Genomic DNA, 22,371 nt, shown 5'->3' on the forward strand with positions numbered 1-22,371 from the left:
TCGGCTTAGCCGCGGTCCTCAAGGGCTTCGGCGATCAAATCCACGAAACCAGCCTCATCCTTGACGGCGGAGATCTGGCTGGCGGTCACGGTGACGCCCCAGTTGTCCGCCATCGCCTGATAGCGCGGCTGGCGGTGGGCCAGTGCCTGGGAGTAGGTCCAGCGGATAAATGCATCGGGGTCCACATCCGCCTCAGGTATCTTGTTTTCCTTAAGGTATTCCTGCCAGACGCGGTTCAGGAACTCCGGCTGGTAAGACATCGGCTTGGGCGCCCGGTCAAAGCGCCGGACCAGTTCTGCGGTGTGCTCCTCGCTGCCCTTGATCCAGACCATCAGCGTGTGCTTGCTTAGCTCGGACAGGATCTGGTCGTTCGGGTCATTGGCGTCGACCCATTCGCAGATCGAGCCGCCGGTGTCGCAGATGAAATTCGGGTAGCCGTACAGCTGCTGTGCCCGGTCCGCGAAATACTCGGTGTCCAGCAGAGCGCGGATCTCGGCGACGCGGAACTGCTCCTGGCGGCGCTTGTACTCGGCAATCGGCAGCCCGCCCTTGGCGGTGTCGCCGGGCTTGCCCAGATAGGCAGAGACCGGGCGCAGGTTTTCGAACGTGATGTTGGAGCCGATGAAGATCGAATCCGTCAGCAGAAGTTCGCGCAGGAACGGCACTTTCATCGCCTCGGCCTTGGCATTATCGGCGATGTATTCGCCCATGTAACGGGTGCCGATGCGGTAATCGATCGAGTAGTGGAACCAGCTGCCGGCCCCGCGCAGAACGTTGCTGACATAGGTTTTGCCAAGCCCGGACATGCCAAAGAACAGCACCCGTTTGCTGGGGGCGTCGCGCCAGTCCTGTGCGGAAGAGTAGAGCATGAAAGTCCAAGTCCCTGAAGGTGTCACGCCTTGCTAGCCACCCGCGGGGGCCGGGTCAATTCCATGCGCGCATGCGCCGCGGCAAAAGAAAACCCCGCCCCCAAACGGGAGCGGGGCAAACTGCCCGGCAGGTGCCCGGATCAGAAGTGGAAGCCGACCTTCAGGCCGAAACTGACTGCGTCGTTGTCCTGAAAGTTGGTGACCGGGTTGCCGCCAGGGGAGGCAACCGCATCGCCCAGCTGGGTATAGCGGACACCGGCAGAGACGGTCATGTTGTCCTGCTTGTACTGCACGCCGACGCGGATTGCCTCATACCCGTGGGTCGGCGCCAGCGGCGAGACCAGGTTGTCGCCGTCCGAATCCGAATAGATCAGCGCCACAGAACCGGACCAGTTCTCGTTGAAGGCGCGGCCGACACCCAGTGTGTAGGTGATCGAGTCGTCCAGGTCGATCAGATCAACGGAGCGGCCGGCCAAGGTGCTCAGGCCCGGAACCACCAAATCAGTTACGCTGTGCTCAGCCCAACGGATGCCGCCGAACAGCAGCGTGTCCTGGGCGACGCCGGTCTGGAAGTCCAGGTTCACCGATTGCGGCGTTTTGGTTTTTGTCGTGGTGCTGGCGGTGGCGGTGGTGGCAAAGGTTTCGTTCAGGTTGAAATCATGTTCGATTTCAGAGCTGTAGGTGAGTGCCACGCGCAGGGCGATATCGGGGATCTCATAGGCGACGCCGGCCACCCAGCCAAACGCGCCATCTTTGTCCACTTTCACGTTGTATCTGCCACCGATGGAGCTGTAAGCGCCGCCCTGCAGATTGATCTCGCCGTCAAGCTCCTGGTAGCGGATGCCGCCGTGGACGCTGAAGCGGTCATTGAACTTGTAGCGCAGCATCGCAGTGAGCGAGTTCGAATCCGCCTGTGCAGTCGTGCCGCCAAGCAGCAGCGAACCACTGGTGGGATATGCGACATCCACACCCCACGGCTGGTCGAAGATCAGCGCAAAGGACAGCTGCTCATTGATGTCGCGCTTGTAGCCCGCGCCGAACATGTTGAACCGTTCGCCGACATCACCGGTTGCAGACCCCAGCGGGTTCAGCGAAGTGCGGTCGTTGCCCGACAGGTCCACCGAAGTTGTAGCAAACGAGAACTCGGCGTAGTTGCCTTCTTCGAAGATGATGCCGATCGGCTGGCCGGTGCGGTCCAGACCGCTCGCCATGGCAGAGCCAGATACCAGCGCCAAAGCCGCCGAGGTTGCAAGATAGCGTTTCATTGTTCCTCCCTGAGTTGCGGCCAGTGGAAGCCGCTTTACGCGAACGTAATCGGGCGGATTTCGGCAAATCAACATTAACCGCGCGGCAACTAGCCGGATTCGGTCAGCTTTGAGGGGTTCTGCGCGGCTGGCCTGCAACTATATTAAGATAATTTGCAATGCAGATGATGGCGGCTCCCCCCAGCACCCAGGCGTCCAGCGCCTCTCCGTAGATCACCATGCCAAGGATGGCGATGGCGGGCAGGCGGGCAAAATCCACCGGCACCACCACGCTGGCCGGCGCCAGCGACAAGGCTGTGGTCAGGCAGAAATGCGCAGTCAGCCCGGCAATGCCGATCAGCACCAGCCAGGGCAGGGTGGTTGCGTCCGGCAGCGCCATGTCGCCGTCCCATCCTGCCGCCAGCAGCCCCATCACCAGCTGCATCGAGGTCAGCCAGAACAGGATTGAGGCGGTATGCTCGTGCCGGGTCAGCCGTTTGGTCAGGATCGCGGTGAGGGCAAAGAAGATGGCGCAGCTCGCCGCTGCCGCCAGGCCAAGGTTCAGTGTCTCGGGGCTGGGGCGGGCCACGACCAGAATGCCGGCAAAGCCAAGCGCCGCCGCCAGCATCCGCCGCCGGGTCAGCGCCTCGCCCAGCAACAGCGGCGACAGGATGATCACCCACAGGGGCGAGGTGAACTCCAGCGCAAAGACCTGGGCCAGCGGAATCAGCGTCACCGCCAGAAACCACAGGTTCTGGCCAGTGAAGTGGAATAGGTTGCGCAGCAGATGCACCCCCAGCCGCTGCCGCCGCACCTGATGCCAGCGGCCTGCCGCTGTCAGGACGGCCACCACGATCAGCACCCCCACCAGGCTGCGGTAGGCCATGATTTCAAAGGTATCCAGCGTCAGCCCGGCCTCACGCCCGGCAATCGCCATGGCGGAGAAGGACACAATCGCCCCCACCATCCACAGCGCCGCCAGCCCTGCGCGTGTCTCGCCCTCTGCCATGCCTGCCCCCTTGTTCAGCTGGGGAGAGGAAAGGCGGAATTTTCACCCGGGGTCAAGCGCATGGCGGCGCGGCAGCTGCGATTACAGGCCTGCCAGTTGACAGCGCGGCGCAAGCGAAGGAGGCCGCGCGCCAGTTTCAGGCCGCCGCGCGGTGCGCTTCTTGCGCATCCAGTGAGCGGCCTGACTTGATATAGGCAGAGGCCGCCTCCACCGGGTCGAAGTTCAGCCGGTCCAGCAGAGTGCGGATTTCCGCGGTCAGCTGCTCTGTCACTCCGGAGGAGTCGCGGGTGGCGTTTTTCTTTTCCGGCAGCAAGACCCGGCCGCGGTGGCCCAGGGCCGCCAGCAGTTTGGGGGCACCTGCCGGCTTGGTGGCCTCTTCCAGCATGGCCCCGACAAACTTAATTTGCCCGCCGTATTTCAGCAGGTAGTACGCATAGCGCGCCTCCATCTCCAGCGCGTACCAGATGGCGCAGCCGACCTGACCCAGCGGCAGGAAACGGGCAGGGTCAACGATCAAATTGCTGTAGCCCATGTCCAGGTACCACTGCCACCGGATGGTGATATTCATGAAGTCATTGCGGCCGACATAGCTGGCGCATTGCTTGGCCAGGTCGCGGCGCAGGAGGATCACGGTGGTGCGGCTGCGGATGGGGCTTTCTGCCAGCGCTTCGATCAGCCCGCATTTGCCCAAAGTATGGTTGGACTCGGCATAAGGCGCTTCCAGCGACGCCAGTTTGTCGCTCCAGAACTTCTGCATCCGGGTATTCATGCCATAAGTGTTGAAAGTCCGCATGTGTTTGATTTCCGGCATTTGTGTGCCGAAGTCTTCAATGCTCAGCGGCTCGTGGATGGATTTGATCCGAAGATTGTCACCCAGGAACTGCGCCAGCCAGGCGGTACCGGTGCGCCCGGCCGAAAGAGTGAAGAAAAAGTCGCTTTTGGCAGGCTGTTCATGCTTGGGCTCGGCTGGTGCCGCGCCTGGGCGCTTGTAGCCGAACTTGCGTATTTCGTCGGCGCATTGTTCTGCAACGACATCCGCGGCCCCCGGGTAACGGGCATAGAGCGTTGCGGCATCAGTGCCGGTGCGCGGGCGGACACCTTCCTTGGCACGCAGGCTTGAAAACCGCTCCCACAGGCCTTCGACGCCAAGCGCCGCGATGTCCTCTTCCAGATGCTCGTATCGTAAAAAGACATCGGGTGCAGCCGGCCCTTCCAGCGGTGCGATTTGGACGTTTTCAGTCAGCATGCCGTAGAACTTGTGCACAAACAGCCCGAAGTTCAGGCTCTCAGTCTCGGCCATCTCCCAGTAGTAGCGGGAAATGACCGCGTCATACGGATCGCGCCAGATGGTGACCTTTGTGTAGCTGTCCCAGATGTCCTGCGGGATGAGGGCCTTGGCTTCTGCGGCGGGGATGTGATTGTAGAAATCCCCCTCCGTTTCAGTGCCGTCGGGCCAGGTTTGGCGCTGGTGATTTTGTGCCCCGGGATAGCCCAGGCCTGCGCGGGTTTCTTCGTCCTCGGGAGACACAGGGGTGATCACACTGGTGTCGTCGCAAAAGCTGGACAAGGCGATTTCAAATGACGTGCCGCCTACCTTTTTGGTTTTGATAAAGATGAGTTTCAGCGGGTGGCAAATAATCATTGGGTTCTCCAAGCCGTCGGCGTCCTGGAGACTATTTCAAAAACACCTGACAAATTGGTTAACCAGAAGCCGCAGAAACCCCAGCGGCAGACCGGGTGAACGGTTGGCAAAGGCGGCCGCGGCAGCAAATGGCGGCCCGGTTTATCAAAACAGGCCGCCAGAATTTGCGTTTAATTTCAATTGGGAAAGGGCGCAGGCTAGGGCAGTGCGCCCGACCGGACGCTGCGGGGGCTGCAGAAGCAGCAGGGTTCGCGGCTGCTAGAGGATCTCGCGAAGCAGCTGAGCCTGGGGATAACGGGAAATCGTCTCCTTCGCCTGCACGCCTGCCTGTGCAAGCCGGGCTTCGTCCTGCAGCACATCCGCAATACCCTCTGCCAGCCCTTCGTAGGGAAAGCTCAACAGCCCGTCGCGGTAGAAGTCGTCGATCCGGGTCGTCGGGTTCACCTCTGCAGCGAAGGGAATGCCGTTAGTCATCAGATAAAAGGCGCGCACGATTTCGAAGATCTGCGTGTCATAAAAGTGGTGGTTCAGAACAATCCGCGACCGGGCGATCCAGTCATCGCGGTGATGGCCGTAGGTGCCGTACAGCGTTTTGACCCGCAAGCCGCGGGCTGCGAGATCTTCTAGAACCGCTTCCCGGCGGGGATTGGTGGAACCGTAGAACAGCACATCAATGTCTTTTTCAGCTTGCGGTTCGATGCGGCAAAGCTCTGGCTGGAACCCAAGCTGCAGCTTCTCCACGCGTTTGGCACCGAAGTCCTTGAGGTAGGTGACATTTGCGTCGCTGTAGTCCCAAAGCGTGAAGTCCTGCGAGAACCAGGCGAGTATTTTCTCGTTCCAATGTTCATACGTGCCGCCCAACTGCTCTGTGTTGAGGATTATGGTTCCGGGAGGCATCTGGCTGGCTAGGGCAGGGTCCAGCATATGAACACCGATCAGAATATTGCAGGCCTCAGGATCAATGCCGTTCTTCTTGAACCCAACCTCAAAACCGAGCTCGTGCAACGAGCACATCAGCAGATCAATGATTTCATAGAAGGCGCCTACGTGAACAAAATTCTCAGGCACCACGAGCGAGATATTATACTTTTTTTTCATGCTTCTGACAGCCGGAGCTTATCCCGCTGCGGCATTTGGCAGCGGCTGCGCGGCGGACGGACGTCCATAGCCGAAATTATCGAAGTCCATGCCGTAGATCTTTTCGGCAACGGCCAAGCCTTCGTCGCTCAAAACCAGGTCGCCGGGGTTGAAACCTTCGGGAACGCGCAGGTGGTTGCTGTGCGTCATCTGCTGGCTGGCCGGGTTGCCGAACAGGGCTGCATCAATGAACGCCTTGGCTTTCTCGGCGCCGTTCTCTTCCAGCTTGAAAACCTGGTAGTTGGCGCCGGGATAGAAGAAGCCAGACTGCGGGTAGAAATGACCGTCCATCCAGCCCTTGGTCAGCACATTCTCCAGCAGGCGGGTCTTGACGAACTGGTCCAGGGTTTCATCGCTGCCGATCCGGCGTTCCACCAGCCGCTGGAACTTGTAGGCGCTTTCAAGCCGGGCAATCGGATCGCGCACGATGGTGAAAAAGCCGGTGAAAAAATCCTTGGGAAACAGCCGCGAAATCGATTCCCCGTCGATGTGCTGCGGGGAGGATATGTTCCAGTGCTGCTGGGGCGGATTGGCGACATACTGCTCGTCCACAAACGCCAGGCTGACGCCGTTCAGGCCCTGAATGTAACGCTCAATGGATGTGCCGCCGCACTTGGGAATATGCGCGAAGTGCAGCAGCACGTCTTTGTATTTGATCAAGGGCATTTTGCGCCTCCATTTGCCTCCAAGCAGTTGGCCGCCGTGGTTAAACCGGCGGCCAAGCGTTTGGCTCAAGATGGCGCAAATTGTTTAAACGTTCTTTAAAACAGGCGTGGTTTCCACCGCGGTTTCAAAGCCCGTGAACTGCAGGGATCATTCCCACTCGATGGTTCCCGGAGGTTTCGAGGTGATGTCGTAGGTGCAGCGGTTGATGCCCTTCACTTCGTTGATGATCCTTGTGGCGGTTTCGCCCAGGAACTCGTGGCTGAACGGATAGTAGTCCGCGGTCATGCCATCGACAGATGTCACCGCGCGCAGGGCGCAGGCGTAGTCATAGGTGCGGCCGTCGCCCATCACGCCAACGGTGCGGACCGGCAGAATCGCCACAAAGGCCTGCCAGATGTCATCGTACAGACCGTGCTTGCGGATCTGGTCGATATAGATCGCATCCGCTTCGCGCAGGATCTCCAGCTTTTCGCGGGTGATCTCGCCGGGGCAGCGGATTGCCAGGCCCGGTCCGGGGAAAGGGTGGCGGCCGATGAAGCTCTGCGGCAGACCCAGTTCGCGGCCCAGCGCGCGGACCTCGTCCTTGAACAGCTCGCGCAGCGGTTCCACCAGCTTGAGGCCCATCTTCTCCGGCAGGCCGCCGACGTTGTGGTGCGATTTGATGGTGACCGAAGGCCCGCCCGAGAAGGAGACCGATTCAATCACGTCCGGGTACAGGGTGCCCTGCGCCAGGAACTCGGCGCCGTCGATGGTGTCGGCGTGTTTCTGGAACACGTCGATGAACAGCTTGCCGATGATCTTGCGCTTGGTTTCCGGGTCGGACTGGCCGTCCAGCTCGCCCAGGAACAGATCGCTCTCATCTGCGTGGATCAGCTGGATGTTGTAGTTGTCGCGGAACATCGCGACGACTTCTTCCGCTTCGTTCTTGCGCAAGAGGCCGTGGTCCACAAACACGCAGGTCAGCTGATCGCCGATCGCCTCGTGGATCAGGATCGCCGCAACCGAGCTGTCGACGCCGCCGGACAATCCGCAGATCACCTGCTTGTCGCCGACCTGCTCGCGGATCTTCTCGATCATCTGCTCGCGGTAGGCGCCCATGGTCCAGTCGCCGGAGAAACCCGCCAGTTTGACAAAGTTCTCATAAAGCTTGGCGCCGTTCGGGGTGTGGTGCACCTCGGGGTGGAACTGCACCGCATAGAAATTGCGGCTGACATCGGCGGTGATGGCAAAAGGCGCGTTGGGGGAGGTGCCATAGACCTCGAACCCCGGGGCGATCTTGCTGACGTGGTCGCCATGCGACATCCAGACCTGCTCGCGGTCGTTGTCGTTTGCGAACCAGCCCTCCAGCAGCGGCGGCGTTTCAACCGTGGGGGTCACAAAGGCCCGGCCGAATTCCGCAGTGCCATGGCCGCTTTCCACCTTGCCGCCCAGCTGGTGCATCATCACCTGCTGGCCATAGCAGATGCCCAGGATCGGCACGCCGTAGTCGAAAATCTCCTGCGGCGCCCGCGGGCTGCCCTCGCGGGTCACGCTGTCAGGCCCGCCCGAGAAGATCACCGCCTTGGGCGCCAGTTCGCGCACAAAGTCCATGGTGACATTCTGATAGGGGTGGATTTCGCAATAGACATTCAGCTCGCGCAGGCGGCGCGCAATCAGCTGCGTGACCTGGCTGCCGAAGTCGATGATGAGAAGGCGGTCATGGGTGTCTTGGGTCATGCACGCGCCATAGGCCAAGGAGGTTTTTTTCGCAAGGGCTTTGGTGCTTGCAGTGGCACAGGGTGCCGGGCAAACAGCTCACCCGGCTCTGAAAACCCTCCGGCTGGGTGCGGTGCAGTAAAACTCGGTGCAGAGGCTTGCCTTGCAGGTAAAGCTTCTGCTCTGCTGAACTTCCGGTACAGGGGAGGCATGCACAGTGGTTATCAGGGAAATGCGGGCAGGCGACCGCGCGGCTGTTGCGCAATTGCAGATTGCCAGCTGGCGCAGTGTTTATGCCGGTGTCCTGCCGTCGGCGTATCTGCAGGAGCAGGTCGTGTCCGACCTCGCCCGGCACTGGCAAAAGCTGCAGTTTTCGGACCGTGACGTCGTGCTTGTTGCAGAGGGTGCGGGGATACAGGGCTTTATAACCGTCTGGACCGGTGATGAACCCTATATCGACAACCTGCATGTGTCGGAAACCGCCCGGTCACAAGGTCTTGGCCGCCGCCTGATGAAGGAGGCCGCCCGCCGTTTGCAGGCCCAGGGTGCAAATTCGGCTTATCTGTGGGTCGCAGAGAGTAATTCCCGCGCACTGGCGTTCTATTTCCGGATCGGCGGCAGTGCCGGCGAGCGCAAGGAGATTGACGTTTTCGGATACGCCATGCCCGCGATCCGGGTGCATTGGGACAGTCTTGATCCGCTGCTGAAAGCGTAAAACCGGCTTGGCGGGTGCGAGTTCCGGCGAACTCTGTGCTGCGAATGTCGCTTTTCAACTTGAATGGCCGCAATCCTGCGGCGGCGGCGCGCGCGAGGGCTATAATACCCTTCGCAATGAAATGCCTGTGGTGAGGATAAACCATGACAGAAGCAGCCCCGCGCCGTCGTGCCCGCGGTTCCGGCGGCGGCGCCGCCCGCCGCGCCGAGCGCACCAGCGTCAAGATCGAGACCGCCAAGTACATCGAGCGCAACATTCCGAACTTCGAGATCCTGAATGAGGAAGCGCTGGAGATCATCGAGTACAACGCGGACACGATCCTGGAAGAGGTCGGCGTCAACTTCGTTGATAACCCGGCAGCGCTGCAGCGCTGGCGCGATGCCGGAGCCGATGTCCAGGGCGAGCGCGTGCGCATCCCCCGCGGCCTGGCCCGCAAGCTGTGCGAAACCGCACCTGCGGAATTCACCCAGCACGCCCGCAACCCCGAGAAATCGGTGGTCATCGGCGGCCGCAACCTGGTTCTGGCCCCGGTCTATGGCCCGCCCTTCGTGCGCACCCGCAGCGGCGGCCGCCGCTATGCGACCATGGACGACTTCAACAAGTTCGTGAAGCTGGCCTATATGTCCAAGTGGCTTCACCACTCCGGCGGCACCGTCTGCGAACCCACCGACATTCCGGTGAACAAGCGCCACCTGGACATGCTGATGGCGCATATGACCCTCAGCGACAAACCGTTCATGGGCTCCGTCACCGAACCCAGCCGCGCCCAGGACTCTGTCGATATGGCCGGCATCCTGTTCGGCAAGGAGTTCGTGCAGAACAACACCGTGATGACCTCGCTGACCAACATCAACTCGCCGATGACCTTCGACGACGTGATGATGGGCTCGCTGGAAGTCTACGCCCAGAACAACCAGGCCTGCATCATCTCGCCGTTCATCGTCGGCGGTGCCATGGCGCCTGTGTCGGTGGCAGGCACCCTGACCCAGGTGCTGGCAGAGGTTCTGGCCGGTATCGCCTACAACCAGCTGTGCCGCCCCGGCGCGCCTGCGATCTTCGGCGCCTTCGTGTCCTCGATCGACATGAACTCCGGCGCGCCGACCTTCGGCACCCCCGAAGCATCGCTGGTCACCTATGGCGCAGGCCAGCTGGCCCGCCGCCTGGGCGTGCCGTTCCGTTCGGCCGGCTCCTTCTGCGGCTCCAAGCTGCCGGATGCGCAGGCGGCTTATGAAACCGCCAACTCGCTCAACATGGGCCTGATGTCCGGCGTGAACTTCATGCTGCACTCCTGCGGCTGGCTCGAGGGCGGCCTGGTTGCCGACTTCGAGAAGTTCGTGATGGACGCGGACCAGCTGGGCACCCTGCACGGCCTCGCCAAGGGCGTCCCGGTGGACGAGAACGGCCAGGCGATGGAAGCCATCCGCGAGGTTGGCCCCGGCGGCCATTACCTCGGCTGCGCCCACACCCAGGCCAACTTCAAATCGGCCTTCTGGAAATCCGAAGTGCTCGACTACAAGCCGTTCGAGCAGTGGGAAGAAGAAGGCGCGCGCGACACCTACGCGCTGGCCGAAAGCCGGGTCGAGAAGCTGCTGGCCACCTACGAGCAGCCGGCGCTGGATCCGTCCATCAAGATGGCACTGGACGAGTATGTGGCCGAGAAGAAGGCCTCCATGCCCGACGCCTTCATGTAAGCGCGAGCCTGAAGATCAGGGGCAGGGGGCAGCACCCTCTGCCGCAGCAAAACGGCGGTCCCGCGGGGCCGCCGTTCTTGTTTTCGCACGAGCCTTCAAACAGGCAGCCTCACCGGCCAGTGCGATCAGCACATCCACGTGGCGGATCATCGAATAGCCGGCCTCGCCTGCCTTGCGTTCTGCGTTCAGCGCCTCCTCCAGCTCCAGCAGCCGCATCACGGCGGCAGCAGGCTTGGGCACATCTCCATATCCCAGGATGCGGCGCAGGTCGCGCTTGCGGCAATAATTCCGGGCGCCTAACCGGGCGGCCCGTGCCAGGATCCTCGGGCGCCGGAGCAACGAAACGCGGCTGAAAACATCCTGCATGATCGTCTCCTTTCCTATCTCTGATCTGGCTCTGCTATAACACAACCCTAGGTGGTGTTGCGGAAAGGGGGCGACCGGCGAACGGTCCGTTTTGTGATGATTATGGTTTTTCTGGAAACAATGATGTCCGATCCGCGCTTTTGTCCAAATCCAGCCGGGCGAAATGGGACATGCCGCAGGCACCTTTGAGTGCGGCTGGCCCGGCAGCCTGGCTCACGACCGGGGGTTACGAATGCAAAACATGACACAGGCACCCTTTCCTGGCTGGGTGCCGCTGGAAACTTGCCGCTACCTTCAGCACACCGAGGCTGGCCGCCCGATCCGCCAGCTGGCCCGCAAGGCGGGCTGCCATCCATCCACCATCCTGCGCCAGGTCCGCCGGGTAGAGGTCCTGCGGGACGATCCGCTGATTGACGAGGTGCTGACCTATCTGGCCGGGCGCTACCGGTCCGAAACAGCGAAACCGCGGCAGGAGGAAAAGCCCTCCGCCGCAAGCCGCAGCCTGCGGTCGGGGTTTGAGCGGGAAGCGGCCAGCGTGCTGACCCTGCTTAGCCGCGGCGGCGCAGTTCTGGCCGCAGCAGAAGGCATGGAAATGGCCGTTGTGGTGCGCGAAGGCCAGGAGGCTGACGGGCATAAGGTGGCGGTGTCGCGGCCCTTGGCAGGGGCGCTGGCGCTGACCGGCTGGATCGCCTGCTCCCGCCGGGGCCGGATCAGCCGCTATTCCATCACCGCGGGCGGGCGCACCGCATTGAACCGGATCATCGCCGATCAGGAAAACCGCGCCCGCGCCCGGTTGGAGGGCGGCTTTGCCGAAGCGCAGACACCGTTTGGGGCGCCGGACGCGGGCGAGGGCGGCGGACTGGGCCGCAAATCCCGTTACAGCGGCGCCGAAACCCCGCTGGAAATGCTGTCCCGGCTGTCGGACAAGGACGGCAAGTCCTTCCTGACCCAGCCGATGGTGCGGGCCGGGCGGCGTCTGCGCGAGGATTTCGAACTGGCGCAGATCAGCAGCCACCTGATGCAGGAGGAGCTGTATTTCGCCCAAGCCAGCCACCCGATGCGCAGCACCAGCCACCAAGCGGCGGCAGAAGCCCACCAGCGGATGACTGGGGCGCTGCAGAAGCTCGGGGCCGGCCTCAGCGACATCGCCCTGCGCTGCTGTTGCCACCTTGAGGGGCTGGAAACCGCAGAGCGCAACCTCGGCTGGCCCGCCCGCTCCGGCAAGGTGGTGCTGCGCATCGCCCTGCAGCATCTGGCGGACTACTACGGCGAGGCCAGCCCGCAGCAGGAAGAGATGATCGGTTGAGGCGCACGATGCCTCAAACGAAAACGGGCCCGCAGCGCGGACCCGTTCGAATGCCAGATCGGGCAGTGCAGCTTAGGCTGCGACTTCTGCCTTGGCTTCTTTCAGGTGCTTCAGCACGGTCTCCGGGGAGGACACGCCATAGGGGTCTTCGCCGTGGTTGTCGGACAGGCCCGGCTCTTCGAACCATGCCTCAACAACACCGTTGTTCACGATGGCCGCATAGCGCCAGGAGCGGTTGCCGAAGCCCAGGTTGTCCTTGGCGACCAGCATGCCCATCTTGCGGGTGAACTCGCCGGAGCCATCCGGGATCACTTCCACGTTTTCCAGCTCCTGCGCGCGCGCCCAGGCGTTCATCACAAAGCTGTCGTTCACGGACATGCAGTAGATCGCGTCGATGCCCTCGGCCTGGAAGTCGGCAAAGCCTTTTTCAAAGCCCGGCAGCTGGTAGGTCGAGCAGGTCGGGGTGAAGGCGCCCGGCAGCGAGAACAGCACAACGCGCTTGCCTGCAAAGTAGTCAGCGGTGGTCTTGTCTTCCCAGCGGAACGGGTTCGGGCCCTCGATCGCTTCGTCGCGGACACGGGTGTGGAAGGTCACGTCGGGCAGCTTAACGCCAGCTTTCATCTCAGCTTGCTCCTGATTGCGGATTTCATTCGGCGGGCAGGCTTAAAATGATTCTAAGCTGGCTTCAACACGTCCCGGTGATTTGCGCGCAGGTTTCCGGCGCCAGTCCGCGAACACAGCAGTCCGGCGCCGGAAAATCTCGCAAATACGGCATCTTCGCCCCTGGCAGGGACGTTACGCCGCAGCCTTCTTGATGGTGACCGTGGTGCCGCGGATCTTGCGTTCGGCAGCGGCGGTCAGGTCATTAAACTTCTTGAGCGTCGCCAAAAGCTTCTTCTTGTCCTTGGAATCCTCGATGGCGCCCGGGAACTTCTTCTTGGCAGTCTGGTACTGGTCGTTGATCTTCTTCAGATCCTTGTATTTCGCCGCGGCCTCTTTCAGCTCGGGTGCTGCGGCCTTCAGGTCCTCGCCCGCCTTGTCGATGGCGGTCACGCAATGGGCATTGATCGCCTTGACCAGCGCGCCGACCCGGTTGGTGTATTTCTTCAGGTTGCGGTCCACCAACAGCTGCGGCAGCTCGGTTGCGTCCTTCTTCTTGTCATGGCCTTCTGCCTTTTCCTTCAGGATCTTGTCGACCGTCTTCTGGAAATTCGCCCCGTACAGCTTTTGTGCCGCGTTCAGCTTGCCCTCATACTCAGACGCCTTCTTGACGGCGGCAATCTCCTTTTCCAGATCGCTTTGAAGCGCCTCGATATCCTTCTTCGAGGCTGAGGACTTGCCGCGTTTCTTCAGGTCCTTCTCGATGTCCTTCAAGAGCGCCTGCTGCTTGGCCATATGCGCCTTGGCATCAGCACAGAACCCCTTCATCGCGCCGACTTCCTCCTGATGGATGTCCACCGCCTTGTTCCAGGTGACCAGCCCGTCCTTGAAATGCTTGTTCTTCTGGAAATCGGCCAGCTTCTCCGATTTCACCCCGTCCTTGCGCGCCTTGGCCAGGCTTTCGCGGAAATAATCCTCGCCCTCCCAGGCGTTGCCCAGTGAAATCCCGATCCGCTTCTTCAGCTTGTCGCCCTCTGCGGTGGTGAATTTCTTGGTGCCGGCAGCCAGCTTCTTGTGCTCTGCCTTGAATTTCTCCAGCTCCTTGGCCATGCGTCCCTCCCTGAATGATCTGCAGCGAAATCCTGATGCTTGGTGGAATTATGTGTCCCGCTGCGCCGCTTTGGCAAAGAAAAACGGCACATTTTCGGAGTTTGAGCCATGACAAGGAGGCAAGGCAGGGTTGACGATATGACCGTGCCAAGCCAGATCAGCTGTGTTAAACCGCTCACAAAGCCAAAGGCCGGAAGGGAAACCCACGTGAGAGACCTCAAGATCCCGGAGCAGCGCCACCCCGAAAAGGCGCATCGTCCCGACAATGCTCAGCCCAAAAAGCCAAGCTGGATCCGGGTCAAGGCGCCGGGCGGCAAAGGCTATGCCGAAACCCACAAGATCATGCGCGACAACAAACTGACCACGGTCTGCGAGGAAGCGGGTTGCCCCAATGTCGGCGAATGCTGGAGCCAGGGCCACGCAACCATGATGATCATGGGCGAGGTCTGCACCCGCGCCTGTTCCTTCTGCAACATCGCCACCGGCAAGCCGCCTGAGGCGCTGGATGCGTTTGAGCCGGGCCGCGTCGCGCATGCGGTCGAAAAACTGGGTCTCAACCACGTTGTGATCACCTCCGTGGACCGCGATGATATCGAGGACGGCGGCGCCGAGCATTTTGCCCAGACCATCCGCGCGGTGCGCCACCGCAGCCCGAACACCACCATTGAAATCCTCACCCCGGATTTCCTTAAATGTGATCCGTCGGTGCTGGAAACGGTGGTCGAGGCGCGCCCTGACGTCTTCAACCACAATCTGGAAACCGTGCCGGGCCTCTATCCTGAGGTTCGCGCCGGCGCGCGCTATTTCCACTCCCTGCGCCTGCTTCAACGGGTGAAGGAACTGGATCCGTCGATGTTCACCAAATCCGGCATCATGGTCGGCCTGGGCGAGGACGCGCAGGCGGTGAAGCAGGTGATGGATGACATGCGCGCTGCGGACATCGATTTCCTGACCATCGGCCAGTATCTGCAGCCGACGCCGAAACACCACGCGGTGGACCGCTTCGTGACGCCTGAGGAGTTCAAATCCTACGAGAAAGCCGCCTATGGCAAGGGCTTCCTGATGGTCTCGGCCACCCCGCTGACGCGGTCCTCCTACCATGCAGGCGACGATTTCGCCCGCCTGCGCCAGGCCCGCAACAAGAAGCTGGGCCTGGCATGACGCCGGAGCGTCTGGCGCAGCTGACACGGCTGCGCCATGCTCTGCATCAAATCCCCGAGGTCTCCGGCACCGAGGAAAAGACCGCCGTCATGGTGGCGGGCTACCTGCGCCAGCATCAGCCCGACCAACTGCTGACTGAGCTTGGCGGCCATGGCGTCGCTGCTGTCTATCAGGGCCGGGAAGATGGCCCCACGGTGCTGATCCGCTGCGAGCTGGACGGCTTGCCGATCGAGGAGATGTCGGATCAACCCTACCGCTCCACCCACGCAGGCCGCGGCCACCTGTGCGGTCATGACGGCCATATGACGATGGTGGCGGCGCTGGCCGCGGACCTGTCTGCGCAGCGCACCGCGCGGGGCCGCGCCGTGCTGCTGTTCCAGCCCGCCGAGGAAACCGGCAAGGGCGCAGCGGCGGTGATTGCCGATCCGGGTTTCGCGCAAATCGCGCCGGATTATGCCTTTTCCCTGCACAACCTGCCGGGCTTGCCGGTGGGTCAGGTGGCCTTGTGTTCGGGCGCTGCCAACTGCGCGTCACGCGGAATGCGGATCAAACTGACCGGTAAAACCTCCCACGCTGCCGCGCCGCAGGACGGGGTGTCGCCCGTCGGTGCCATTTCCCAATTGCTGCCGGGCCTTGTTTCCCTGGGGCAAGGTGGCGATCTGGGGCCGGAGTTCGCTCTGGTCACGCTGACCCATGCCCGGCTGGGCGAAGCCACCTTTGGCATTGCACCGGGCGAGGGTGAGGTCTGGGCCACCCTGCGCACCGTCACCGATGCCCGCATGGACCAGCTCATCGCAGAGGCGACCGTACTGGCGGAACAGGTCTGCGCGGCGGAGCGGCTGGGGTTCTCAATAGAATTCGACGACGTGTTTGACGCCTGCACCAACCACCCGGAGGCGGTGGAGCTGTTGCAGGCCGCCTGCGCCGCGGCAGGCCATCCGGCGCAGATGCGGGATTATCCCCAGCGCTGGTCCGAAGATTTCGGCCAGTTCGGCAAGCACGCAAAGGCCGCGATGTTCTGGCTGGGCTCCGGCGAGGCGCAGCCTCAGCTGCACAACCCCGATTTCGACTTCCCGGACGCCGCAATCCCGGCCGGGGCCGGGATCTTTCTGCACACGCTCAGAAACCTGCTGGGCTGATCCTTACTGGGTCAGCGCATTGACGACGGCCACCGCGCCGATGATCGCAAGCGTGTCCTTGACGACCTCAAAGATCTTGTCGCCCTGACGCACATAGCGGTGCCCCTCACGCGGCGGGTTCAGCCCCCAGCGGCCGTAGTCGTCAATATAGACCCAGTCGTCACCGCGGATGCGGCCATCGTACCGGTCGTGATCATGGTCATGATCGTGATCGTGGCTGTGCTTGCGGTGGTGCCGTTTCTTGACCTGGCCCGGCGCATAATGGGCTGCGCTCTTGCTGTGGCCGGGCGCCCATTTCGGCGGCCCCGCGTGGGTGGCTGCGGGGACAAGGGACAGGGTCATTGCGGCTGCCGCTGCTGCGGTCAAAAACTTCTGCATGGCGGATCTCCTGTGATCGCTGCGTTTGGAAATCACATGAGGCAGGTTGCGGCGAAAGGCAAATCCGCTGCGCCGGAAAGCGCCACCCGCTTGGCCGGAACCGGCGGAGGGCCGCCGGTTCCCGATTGCGCTGTGTTTATCGTGGTTTGTGGCAGTTTTGCACAAGCGCCGCCGCAGGCTGCACCAGGGGGTGCACAGGCGGTGTACAGGGGGTGCACCCATGTCACCCCCCGGGTATTGGCTGATTCAGCCCTCGTCGGTGAACCGCACTTTGCCGATATGCGGCAGATTCCGGTTGCGCTGCGCATAGTCGATGCCATAGCCGACGACAAATTCGTCCGGGATTTCAAAGCCAACCCAATCAGAGCGGAAATCCACCTCGCGCCGCGACGGCTTGTCCAAGAGCGCAATGGATTTCAGCCGCGCCGGATTGCGGCTTTGCAGCAGGTGGGTGACATGGTTCAGCGTGTGGCCGGTGTCGACAATGTCTTCAACAACCAGCACGTCACGCCCTTCAATGGCGCCGCGCAAGTCCTTGAGAATGCGCACTTCCCGGCTGCTTTCCATCGAGTCGCCGTAAGAGGACGCCTCCAGGAAATCGACCTCGATCGGCAGGTCCAGCTCGCGCACCAGATCGGCGATGAACACGAAACTTCCGCGCAGCAGGCCAACCACGACCAGCTTGTCGGTATTGCCGAATTCCTTCTGGATTTCCTCGCAAAGCTCCTCGATCCGCGCGGCGATTGCCTTGGCCGAGATCATCACATCAATGACATATGGACGCTGTGTCATGGCTGCCCCCTTGAATTTCCCGCGCGTACATAGGACATCACGCCCGGTAATTGTAGCAGAAAATCAGCGGACAGATGCCCACACACTCGGAAACCCGCCAGATGCCCTATTCGGCACAGCAGATGTACGATCTGGTGGCCGATGTCGCGCAGTACCCGAAATTCCTGCCCTGGTGCGCCGCGGCCCGTATCCGCAGCCGTGCGCCGATGGGTGAGGCAGAAGTGATGGAGGCGGATCTGGTGATCTCCTTCAAGGTCTTCCGCGAACGGTTCGGCAGCCGGGTAACCCTTTATCCGGGCGAGAGAAAAATCGATACTGAGTATCTGGATGGCCCGTTCCGCTACATGAAATCCCACTGGATTTTCACCCCGCGCGAGGATGGCAGCTGCGACGTCGACTTCTTCGTCGATTTCGAATTCAAGAATGCGGTTCTGCAGGGCATCATCGGCGTTGTCTTCAACGAGGCGATGCAGCGCATCGTACGCGCGTTCGAACGCCGCGCTGCGGAGCTGTACAGCTGAGGCATTGCCGCGCGGGATAGCTGTTGACCTTAAGCGCGCTTCAAGTCGTATCACCTTTTGGAAATGATACTTCCAGCTGAAAGGGAAGCTGCAATGGAACAGGAATTCTGGCAGGCGCGCTGGCGCGAGAACCGCATCGGCTTTCACGAAGCGGCGCCGAACTCATTGCTGATCAAGCATTTTTCCCGGCTCGGGATTTCGGTCGGCCAAAGCGTGTTCCTCCCTCTTTGCGGCAAGGCGCTGGACCTGGACTGGCTGCTGTCACAGGGCCTGCGTGTGACTGGTGTGGAGTTCAATCAAGGCGCGGTGGAAGAGGTCTTTGCCCGGCTGGGACTGACACCGGACGTCTCCCAAGCAGAAGGGCTAATCCGCTATCAGTCAGGCGAGCTGGCCCTTTACGCAGGTGATTTCTTTGCCCTTTCCCCGGCACATCTTGGCGCGGTTGAAGCGGTCTATGACCGGGCGGCGCTGGTCGCGGTGAAACCAGAGGACCGGCAGGCCTATGCGGCGCATTTGAACCGGATCACTGGAAACGCAAAACAACTGCTGATCGGGTTCGACTACGATCAATCCCTGATGGACGGGCCGCCGTTTTCGGTGCCGGGATCAGTGGTAGAGGCGCTCTATCAGGGCAGCCATGAAATCACTCGGATCGAGGAGCGAGCTGCGGACGGCCGGATCGGCGAACGCTGCAATGCGCTGGAACAGGCCTGGCTGCTAACTCCCTTCTCCTGAAACAGAAAACGGGTCCCCCAAGGGGACCCGTCCGGTGCGAAATGGCACCGTCTGCCGTGAGTGGTGGCATCCGTCATAGCCGGGGTCAGCTGTTCATGTCGTATGCGCGCTCACCGTGTACAGAAAGATCGAGGCCATTGGTCTCGCTTTCAAGATCCACGCGCAGGGATGTGATCAAAGCGGAGATCTTCACCAGCGCGATGGTTACCACCACGGTGAAGATGCCGACGATCACCAGCGCACCCAGCTGCGCGGCCCAGGCGCCGGCACCGAAGATGGCGATCATGATGGTGCCGAAGATGCCGCCGACGCCGTGCACGGCAAAGACGTCCAGGGTGTCGTCGATCTGCATCTTGTTGCGCACCAGGTTGACCATCTCCTGGCACAGCACGCCGGCAATGGCACCGATGATCAGCGCTTCCATCGGGCCGACAAAGCCGGACGCCGGGGTGATCGAGGCGAGGCCTGCAATGGTGCCAGTGACCAGGCCCACAAGGGAGGCCTTTCCGTATTTGATCTTTTCCCACAGCGCCCAGCTGAGCGACGCGGTGGCGGCGGAGATATGGGTCACGGTCAGTGCCATTGCCGCGCCGCCATCTGCGGCCAGCTGGGAGCCGCCGTTGAAGCCGAACCAGCCGACCCACAGCATTGCGGCACCGATCATCACATAGCCGGGGTTATGCGGCGGGATGGTGCGGTTTTTGCGCGGGCCCAGGAAGAAGGCGATGATCAAGGCTGCGAGGCCTGCGGTCTCATGCACCACGATGCCGCCGGCAAAGTCCTTGACGCCCACGTCGCCAAAGATGCCGCCGTCCGCCAGGAAGCCGCCGCCCCAAATCCAGTGCACCACCGGCGCATAGCACAAGAGCATCCAGAGGCCGGAGAACACCAGCACAAAGCCAAAGCCGACGCGCTCCACATAGGCGCCGACAATCAGCGCAGGGGTGATGATGGCAAAGGTCATCTGGAAGGCAAAGAACAGAACCTCGGGCAGTGTGCCGGACAGGCTGTCGGCGGTGACGCCGTTCAGGAACATCTTGTCCAGACCGCCCCAGATACCGGAGGTGCCGCTTCCGAAGGCAATGCTGTAGCCGAAGGCCAGCCACAGAACGCTCATCAAACAGGCAATGGCGTAGCAATGCATGAAGACGCTGAGCACATTGCGGGCACGCACAAGGCCGCCGTAGAACAGGGCCAGGCCTGGCAATGTCATGAAGAGGACCAGGGCCGTGGCCACAATGATCCATGCGGTATCCGCTCCGTTCATCCGATTGTTCCTTCCCCTCAAAAGCCGGTGAGGTCAGGAGAAAGCGCAGGTTGCGCGCAGAAAAAAGCGGCAGGGGTGCGGGAGGCGCACAAAAACGGGGCTTTTTTGCAAGTGCTGAAAAATTGAGCGCCGTTGCGGGTCAGCTGCCCGTTTCGCGTTCGATTTGGGAAACGGCCTGCGCCAACAGCTCCAGCGCGTGGTCACGGGTGGCGGCGCGAACATTGGCGCGGCCGATGGCGCCGAATTCCACGATTTCTGTTGTGGCAGTCTGGCCTGCGCGGGCCAGGCCAAAGCAGACGCGGCCCTCTGGCTTGAATTCTGAGCCGCCGGGGCCTGCGATGCCGGTGACGGAGACGGCCAGGGTGACGCCAGCGTTCCGCACCGCGCCTGCCGCCATTTCCGCGGCGACCTCCTCGCTGACCGCGCCCACGGCGTCCAGAGTTTCTGCCTTCACCCCCAGCATCTGCATCTTGGCGGCGTTGGAATAGGTGACAAAGCCGCGGTCGACCACGGCGGAGGAGCCCGGGATATCCGTCAGCGCCGCGGCAATCATGCCGCCGGTGCAGCTTTCGGCCGTGGCGATGGTGATGCCGGCAGCGGTTGCGCGCCTGATCAGCTCATCCGCGTCCATGTTCACATCCCCAAAACGCCGTGCGACAGGAAGGCGAGCGCAGCCACGCAGATGGCGGCCAGGATGCCCGCGATGATGTCGTCCATCATCACACCGGTTGCGCCCTTCTGCCGGTCGGCCCAGCCGACGGGGCCGGGTTTCAGGATGTCGAACAGGCGGAACAGCACAAAGGCGGCGATCCAGCCCGGCCACAGCGCGGTGATCTCGATATCATGCGCCCAGGCCGGGTAGGACACGGCCCAGAGCGCGGTGAACTGGCCAGCGACCTCGTCCAGGACAAATTCCGAGGGGTCCATGTTCTCGCGGTTGCGGGTCATCGCTTCCGCCGCCCAGACGCCCACCACCATGCAGATCACGGTCGCCAGCGCCAGCAGCAGGAACCCGCCAAGCTGATGCAGCACATAAGCCATGGGCAGGGCGGCAAGCGAGCCCCAGGTGCCGGGGGCCGGACGCAGGTAGCCGATGCCGCCCACGGTGCCGATCAGGAAGGCCAGGCGTTGTCTCTTCATGATTTCACCAGCGCTGCGGTGGCGATAGCGGCAATGCCCTCGCCGCGGCCGGTGAAGCCCAGGCGTTCCGACGTGGTGGCCTTGATCGACACACGGTCTGCGCCGATGCCCAGGATTTCAGCCATCACCGCGCGCATCTTGGCGGCGTGGGGGCCAACCTTGGGGTATTCGCAGACCAGGGTGCAATCGACGTTCGACAGGGTGAACCCCATCTCGCGCGCCAGATTGGCGGCGTGGCGCAGGAAAATCTCGCTGGCGGCGCCTTTCCATTGCGGGTCGGACGGCGGGAAGTGCTGGCCGATGTCGCCCTGCGCCAGCGCGCCATAGATGGCGTCGGTGACGGCGTGCATGCCCACATCGGCGTCGGAGTGGCCCTGCAGCGTTTTCTCATGCGGGATTTCCACCCCGCACAGGATCACGCTGTCGCCGGGGCCGAACCGGTGCACGTCGTAGCCGTTGCCAAGCCTGATATCCATGTCTGCTCCCAGAATGCGCTCCGCCCGGGTGAAATCCTCGGGGCGGGTGATTTTGATATTGTCCGGCTCCCCCGGAATGATGCGGACGTCAAGCCCTGCAGCGCGCGCCACCTCGACATCATCGGCGGCTCCGCCGGGGTGGGCAAGATGTGCCGCCAGAATGTCCTGAAACCGGAAGCCTTGGGGCGTCTGCGCGGCAAACAGGCCATTGCGGTCCTGGGTGCCGGTGACGCTGCCGTCTGCTCCGGTCCACAGCGCGTCCGTCACCGCCAGCGCCGGGGCTGCGGCAGGTCCGGCGTCCAAGGCATTGAGAATGCTGTGGATCAGGGCAGGGCTGACACAGGGGCGGGCGGCGTCGTGGATCAGCACCTTGTCTACGCCGTGCAGCTCCAGCGCCTTGAGACCGTTCAGGACGGAGGCAGCCCGTTCTGCGCCGCCTTCAGCGAGGATCAGACCGGGGCTGCCGGAGAATTCTCCCCAGGCGGCGGCGTCATCCGGTGACAGCACCAGAACCGTGAGGTCCACACCTGCATTCGCAAAGGCTTCGAGGGTCCAGTCGATCATCCGGCGGCCCTTGAGCGGGCGCCATTGTTTGGGCGTGCCGCCGCCTGCGCGGGTGCCGCGGCCGGCGGCGACGATCAGGGCGGCTGTGGTCATGCGGTCCTCGTCCGATAGGTCCCGCATTGTTTATGAGGTGGCGCGGGAAGTGGCA

The 22,371-nt window shown here is 62.3% G+C and carries 23 protein-coding genes; 7 read left to right on the forward strand and 16 right to left on the reverse strand.

Annotated elements, in window-relative coordinates; genetic code table 11:
- Positions 1 to 5: 5 nt before the first annotated feature.
- The 7 genes from RA25_RS06920 to guaA all read right to left on the reverse strand — a co-directional run bounded on the left by RA25_RS06920 (position 6) and on the right by guaA (position 8,283).
- Positions 6 to 869 (reverse strand): hypothetical protein, encoded by an 864-nt coding sequence (locus tag RA25_RS06920; RefSeq protein WP_019296194.1) that lies wholly within the window; start codon positions 867 to 869, stop codon positions 6 to 8.
- A gap of 140 nt (positions 870 to 1,009) precedes the next feature.
- Positions 1,010 to 2,134 (reverse strand): OmpP1/FadL family transporter, encoded by a 1,125-nt coding sequence (locus tag RA25_RS06925; protein ID WP_019296195.1) that lies wholly within the window; start codon positions 2,132 to 2,134, stop codon positions 1,010 to 1,012.
- 103 nt (positions 2,135 to 2,237) lie between these two features.
- Positions 2,238 to 3,122, reverse strand: coding sequence for a DMT family transporter (locus tag RA25_RS06930; RefSeq protein WP_019296196.1), 885 nt, complete (start codon positions 3,120 to 3,122; stop codon positions 2,238 to 2,240).
- Between the two features lie 136 nt (positions 3,123 to 3,258).
- On the reverse strand, positions 3,259 to 4,764 hold the full coding sequence (locus RA25_RS06935; protein ID WP_039170957.1) for a hypothetical protein: 1,506 nt from the start codon (positions 4,762 to 4,764) through the stop codon (positions 3,259 to 3,261).
- 258 nt (positions 4,765 to 5,022) lie between these two features.
- On the reverse strand, positions 5,023 to 5,862 hold the full coding sequence (locus tag RA25_RS06940) for a hypothetical protein (RefSeq protein WP_039170960.1): 840 nt from the start codon (positions 5,860 to 5,862) through the stop codon (positions 5,023 to 5,025).
- 18 nt (positions 5,863 to 5,880) lie between these two features.
- Positions 5,881 to 6,567, reverse strand: coding sequence for a sulfotransferase family protein (locus tag RA25_RS06945; RefSeq protein WP_039170964.1), 687 nt, complete (start codon positions 6,565 to 6,567; stop codon positions 5,881 to 5,883).
- Between the two features lie 147 nt (positions 6,568 to 6,714).
- On the reverse strand, positions 6,715 to 8,283 hold the full coding sequence (guaA, locus tag RA25_RS06950) for a glutamine-hydrolyzing GMP synthase (protein WP_019296200.1): 1,569 nt from the start codon (positions 8,281 to 8,283) through the stop codon (positions 6,715 to 6,717).
- Positions 8,284 to 8,479: 196 nt separating this feature from the next.
- On the opposite strand from guaA, the gene RA25_RS22095 reads away from it, so the two are divergent.
- Together RA25_RS22095 and RA25_RS06960 are read left to right on the forward strand one after the other, a co-directional pair.
- Positions 8,480 to 8,977, forward strand: a complete 498-nt coding sequence (locus RA25_RS22095) for a GNAT family N-acetyltransferase (RefSeq protein WP_152612169.1) — start codon at positions 8,480 to 8,482, stop codon at positions 8,975 to 8,977.
- A gap of 143 nt (positions 8,978 to 9,120) precedes the next feature.
- The gene (locus RA25_RS06960) at positions 9,121 to 10,668 is read left to right on the forward strand and encodes a trimethylamine methyltransferase family protein (protein WP_019296202.1); all 1,548 of its coding nucleotides are present in this window, start codon (positions 9,121 to 9,123) and stop codon (positions 10,666 to 10,668) included.
- 15 nt (positions 10,669 to 10,683) lie between these two features.
- Here the strand turns inward: RA25_RS06960 and RA25_RS06965 are convergent, their stop codons facing one another.
- Positions 10,684 to 11,034 (reverse strand): DUF6477 family protein, encoded by a 351-nt coding sequence (locus RA25_RS06965; RefSeq protein WP_039170968.1) that lies wholly within the window; start codon positions 11,032 to 11,034, stop codon positions 10,684 to 10,686.
- A gap of 232 nt (positions 11,035 to 11,266) precedes the next feature.
- Here RA25_RS06965 and RA25_RS06970 point away from each other — a divergent pair, with 232 nt between their 5' ends.
- The gene (locus RA25_RS06970; protein ID WP_039170971.1) at positions 11,267 to 12,340 is read left to right on the forward strand and encodes a DUF6456 domain-containing protein; all 1,074 of its coding nucleotides are present in this window, start codon (positions 11,267 to 11,269) and stop codon (positions 12,338 to 12,340) included.
- 72 nt (positions 12,341 to 12,412) lie between these two features.
- Here the strand turns inward: RA25_RS06970 and RA25_RS06975 are convergent, their stop codons facing one another.
- Together RA25_RS06975 and RA25_RS06980 are read right to left on the reverse strand one after the other, a co-directional pair.
- On the reverse strand, positions 12,413 to 12,961 hold the full coding sequence (locus tag RA25_RS06975; RefSeq protein ID WP_019296205.1) for a peroxiredoxin: 549 nt from the start codon (positions 12,959 to 12,961) through the stop codon (positions 12,413 to 12,415).
- A gap of 174 nt (positions 12,962 to 13,135) precedes the next feature.
- The gene (locus RA25_RS06980; protein WP_039170974.1) at positions 13,136 to 14,050 is read right to left on the reverse strand and encodes a hypothetical protein; all 915 of its coding nucleotides are present in this window, start codon (positions 14,048 to 14,050) and stop codon (positions 13,136 to 13,138) included.
- 207 nt (positions 14,051 to 14,257) lie between these two features.
- Here RA25_RS06980 and lipA point away from each other — a divergent pair, with 207 nt between their 5' ends.
- Positions 14,258 to 15,211: a lipoyl synthase gene (gene lipA / locus RA25_RS06985; protein ID WP_020424455.1), complete on the forward strand. Its 954-nt coding sequence runs from the start codon at positions 14,258 to 14,260 to the stop codon at positions 15,209 to 15,211.
- Entirely contained in the window at positions 15,208 to 16,350 is a 1,143-nt protein-coding gene (locus RA25_RS06990) for an amidohydrolase (RefSeq protein ID WP_039170976.1), read from the forward strand. Before lipA ends, RA25_RS06990 begins: the two co-directional genes overlap by 4 nt.
- Positions 16,351 to 16,353: 3 nt before the next feature.
- Here the strand turns inward: RA25_RS06990 and RA25_RS06995 are convergent, their stop codons facing one another.
- Entirely contained in the window at positions 16,354 to 16,728 is a 375-nt protein-coding gene (locus tag RA25_RS06995; RefSeq protein WP_019296209.1) for a hypothetical protein, read from the reverse strand.
- Between the two features lie 246 nt (positions 16,729 to 16,974).
- Positions 16,975 to 17,520, reverse strand: a complete 546-nt coding sequence (gene hpt / locus RA25_RS07000; RefSeq protein ID WP_019296210.1) for a hypoxanthine phosphoribosyltransferase — start codon at positions 17,518 to 17,520, stop codon at positions 16,975 to 16,977.
- A gap of 74 nt (positions 17,521 to 17,594) precedes the next feature.
- Here hpt and RA25_RS07005 point away from each other — a divergent pair, with 74 nt between their 5' ends.
- Positions 17,595 to 18,041, forward strand: coding sequence for a type II toxin-antitoxin system RatA family toxin (locus RA25_RS07005; protein WP_019296211.1), 447 nt, complete (start codon positions 17,595 to 17,597; stop codon positions 18,039 to 18,041).
- Positions 18,042 to 18,134: 93 nt separating this feature from the next.
- Entirely contained in the window at positions 18,135 to 18,776 is a 642-nt protein-coding gene (tmpT, locus tag RA25_RS07010; protein WP_039170980.1) for a thiopurine S-methyltransferase, read from the forward strand.
- An 85-nt stretch (positions 18,777 to 18,861) separates the two neighbouring features.
- On the opposite strand, the gene RA25_RS07015 is transcribed toward tmpT, so the two are convergent.
- The 4 genes from RA25_RS07015 to RA25_RS07030 form a co-directional block, all read right to left on the reverse strand.
- Positions 18,862 to 20,043, reverse strand: coding sequence for an ammonium transporter (locus tag RA25_RS07015; protein ID WP_039170982.1), 1,182 nt, complete (start codon positions 20,041 to 20,043; stop codon positions 18,862 to 18,864).
- Between the two features lie 139 nt (positions 20,044 to 20,182).
- Entirely contained in the window at positions 20,183 to 20,674 is a 492-nt protein-coding gene (locus tag RA25_RS07020; protein ID WP_039170985.1) for a CinA family protein, read from the reverse strand.
- Positions 20,675 to 20,676: 2 nt separating this feature from the next.
- Entirely contained in the window at positions 20,677 to 21,183 is a 507-nt protein-coding gene (locus tag RA25_RS07025; RefSeq protein WP_039145803.1) for a phosphatidylglycerophosphatase A family protein, read from the reverse strand.
- Entirely contained in the window at positions 21,180 to 22,316 is a 1,137-nt protein-coding gene (locus RA25_RS07030; protein ID WP_039171261.1) for a bifunctional 2-C-methyl-D-erythritol 4-phosphate cytidylyltransferase/2-C-methyl-D-erythritol 2,4-cyclodiphosphate synthase, read from the reverse strand. The genes RA25_RS07025 and RA25_RS07030 overlap by 4 nt, the downstream gene beginning before the upstream one ends.
- Between the last annotated feature and the right edge of the window lie 55 nt (positions 22,317 to 22,371).

This window comes from Leisingera sp. ANG-S5 (genome assembly GCF_000813925.1).
Lineage (GTDB): Bacteria > Pseudomonadota > Alphaproteobacteria > Rhodobacterales > Rhodobacteraceae > Leisingera.

What these genes read in the sequence shown, in the direction of transcription:
- RA25_RS06920 (WP_019296194.1), bottom strand. Translation starts at nt 869, where the DNA reads ATGCTCTACTCTTCCGCACAGGACTGGCGCGACGCCCCCAGCAAACGG.
- RA25_RS06925 (WP_019296195.1), bottom strand. Translation starts at nt 2,134, where the DNA reads ATGAAACGCTATCTTGCAACCTCGGCGGCTTTGGCGCTGGTATCTGGC.
- RA25_RS06930 (WP_019296196.1), bottom strand. Translation starts at nt 3,122, where the DNA reads ATGGCAGAGGGCGAGACACGCGCAGGGCTGGCGGCGCTGTGGATGGTG.
- RA25_RS06935 (WP_039170957.1), bottom strand. Translation starts at nt 4,764, where the DNA reads ATGATTATTTGCCACCCGCTGAAACTCATCTTTATCAAAACCAAAAAG.
- RA25_RS06940 (WP_039170960.1), bottom strand. Translation starts at nt 5,862, where the DNA reads ATGAAAAAAAAGTATAATATCTCGCTCGTGGTGCCTGAGAATTTTGTT.
- RA25_RS06945 (WP_039170964.1), bottom strand. Translation starts at nt 6,567, where the DNA reads ATGCCCTTGATCAAATACAAAGACGTGCTGCTGCACTTCGCGCATATT.
- guaA (WP_019296200.1), bottom strand. Translation starts at nt 8,283, where the DNA reads ATGACCCAAGACACCCATGACCGCCTTCTCATCATCGACTTCGGCAGC.
- RA25_RS06960 (WP_019296202.1), top strand. Translation starts at nt 9,121, where the DNA reads ATGACAGAAGCAGCCCCGCGCCGTCGTGCCCGCGGTTCCGGCGGCGGC.
- RA25_RS06965 (WP_039170968.1), bottom strand. Translation starts at nt 11,034, where the DNA reads ATGCAGGATGTTTTCAGCCGCGTTTCGTTGCTCCGGCGCCCGAGGATC.
- RA25_RS06970 (WP_039170971.1), top strand. Translation starts at nt 11,267, where the DNA reads ATGCAAAACATGACACAGGCACCCTTTCCTGGCTGGGTGCCGCTGGAA.
- RA25_RS06975 (WP_019296205.1), bottom strand. Translation starts at nt 12,961, where the DNA reads ATGAAAGCTGGCGTTAAGCTGCCCGACGTGACCTTCCACACCCGTGTC.
- RA25_RS06980 (WP_039170974.1), bottom strand. Translation starts at nt 14,050, where the DNA reads ATGGCCAAGGAGCTGGAGAAATTCAAGGCAGAGCACAAGAAGCTGGCT.
- RA25_RS06990 (WP_039170976.1), top strand. Translation starts at nt 15,208, where the DNA reads ATGACGCCGGAGCGTCTGGCGCAGCTGACACGGCTGCGCCATGCTCTG.
- RA25_RS06995 (WP_019296209.1), bottom strand. Translation starts at nt 16,728, where the DNA reads ATGCAGAAGTTTTTGACCGCAGCAGCGGCAGCCGCAATGACCCTGTCC.
- hpt (WP_019296210.1), bottom strand. Translation starts at nt 17,520, where the DNA reads ATGACACAGCGTCCATATGTCATTGATGTGATGATCTCGGCCAAGGCA.
- RA25_RS07005 (WP_019296211.1), top strand. Translation starts at nt 17,595, where the DNA reads ATGCCCACACACTCGGAAACCCGCCAGATGCCCTATTCGGCACAGCAG.
- tmpT (WP_039170980.1), top strand. Translation starts at nt 18,135, where the DNA reads ATGGAACAGGAATTCTGGCAGGCGCGCTGGCGCGAGAACCGCATCGGC.
- RA25_RS07015 (WP_039170982.1), bottom strand. Translation starts at nt 20,043, where the DNA reads ATGAACGGAGCGGATACCGCATGGATCATTGTGGCCACGGCCCTGGTC.
- RA25_RS07020 (WP_039170985.1), bottom strand. Translation starts at nt 20,674, where the DNA reads ATGGACGCGGATGAGCTGATCAGGCGCGCAACCGCTGCCGGCATCACC.
- RA25_RS07025 (WP_039145803.1), bottom strand. Translation starts at nt 21,183, where the DNA reads ATGAAGAGACAACGCCTGGCCTTCCTGATCGGCACCGTGGGCGGCATC.
- RA25_RS07030 (WP_039171261.1), bottom strand. Translation starts at nt 22,316, where the DNA reads ATGACCACAGCCGCCCTGATCGTCGCCGCCGGCCGCGGCACCCGCGCA.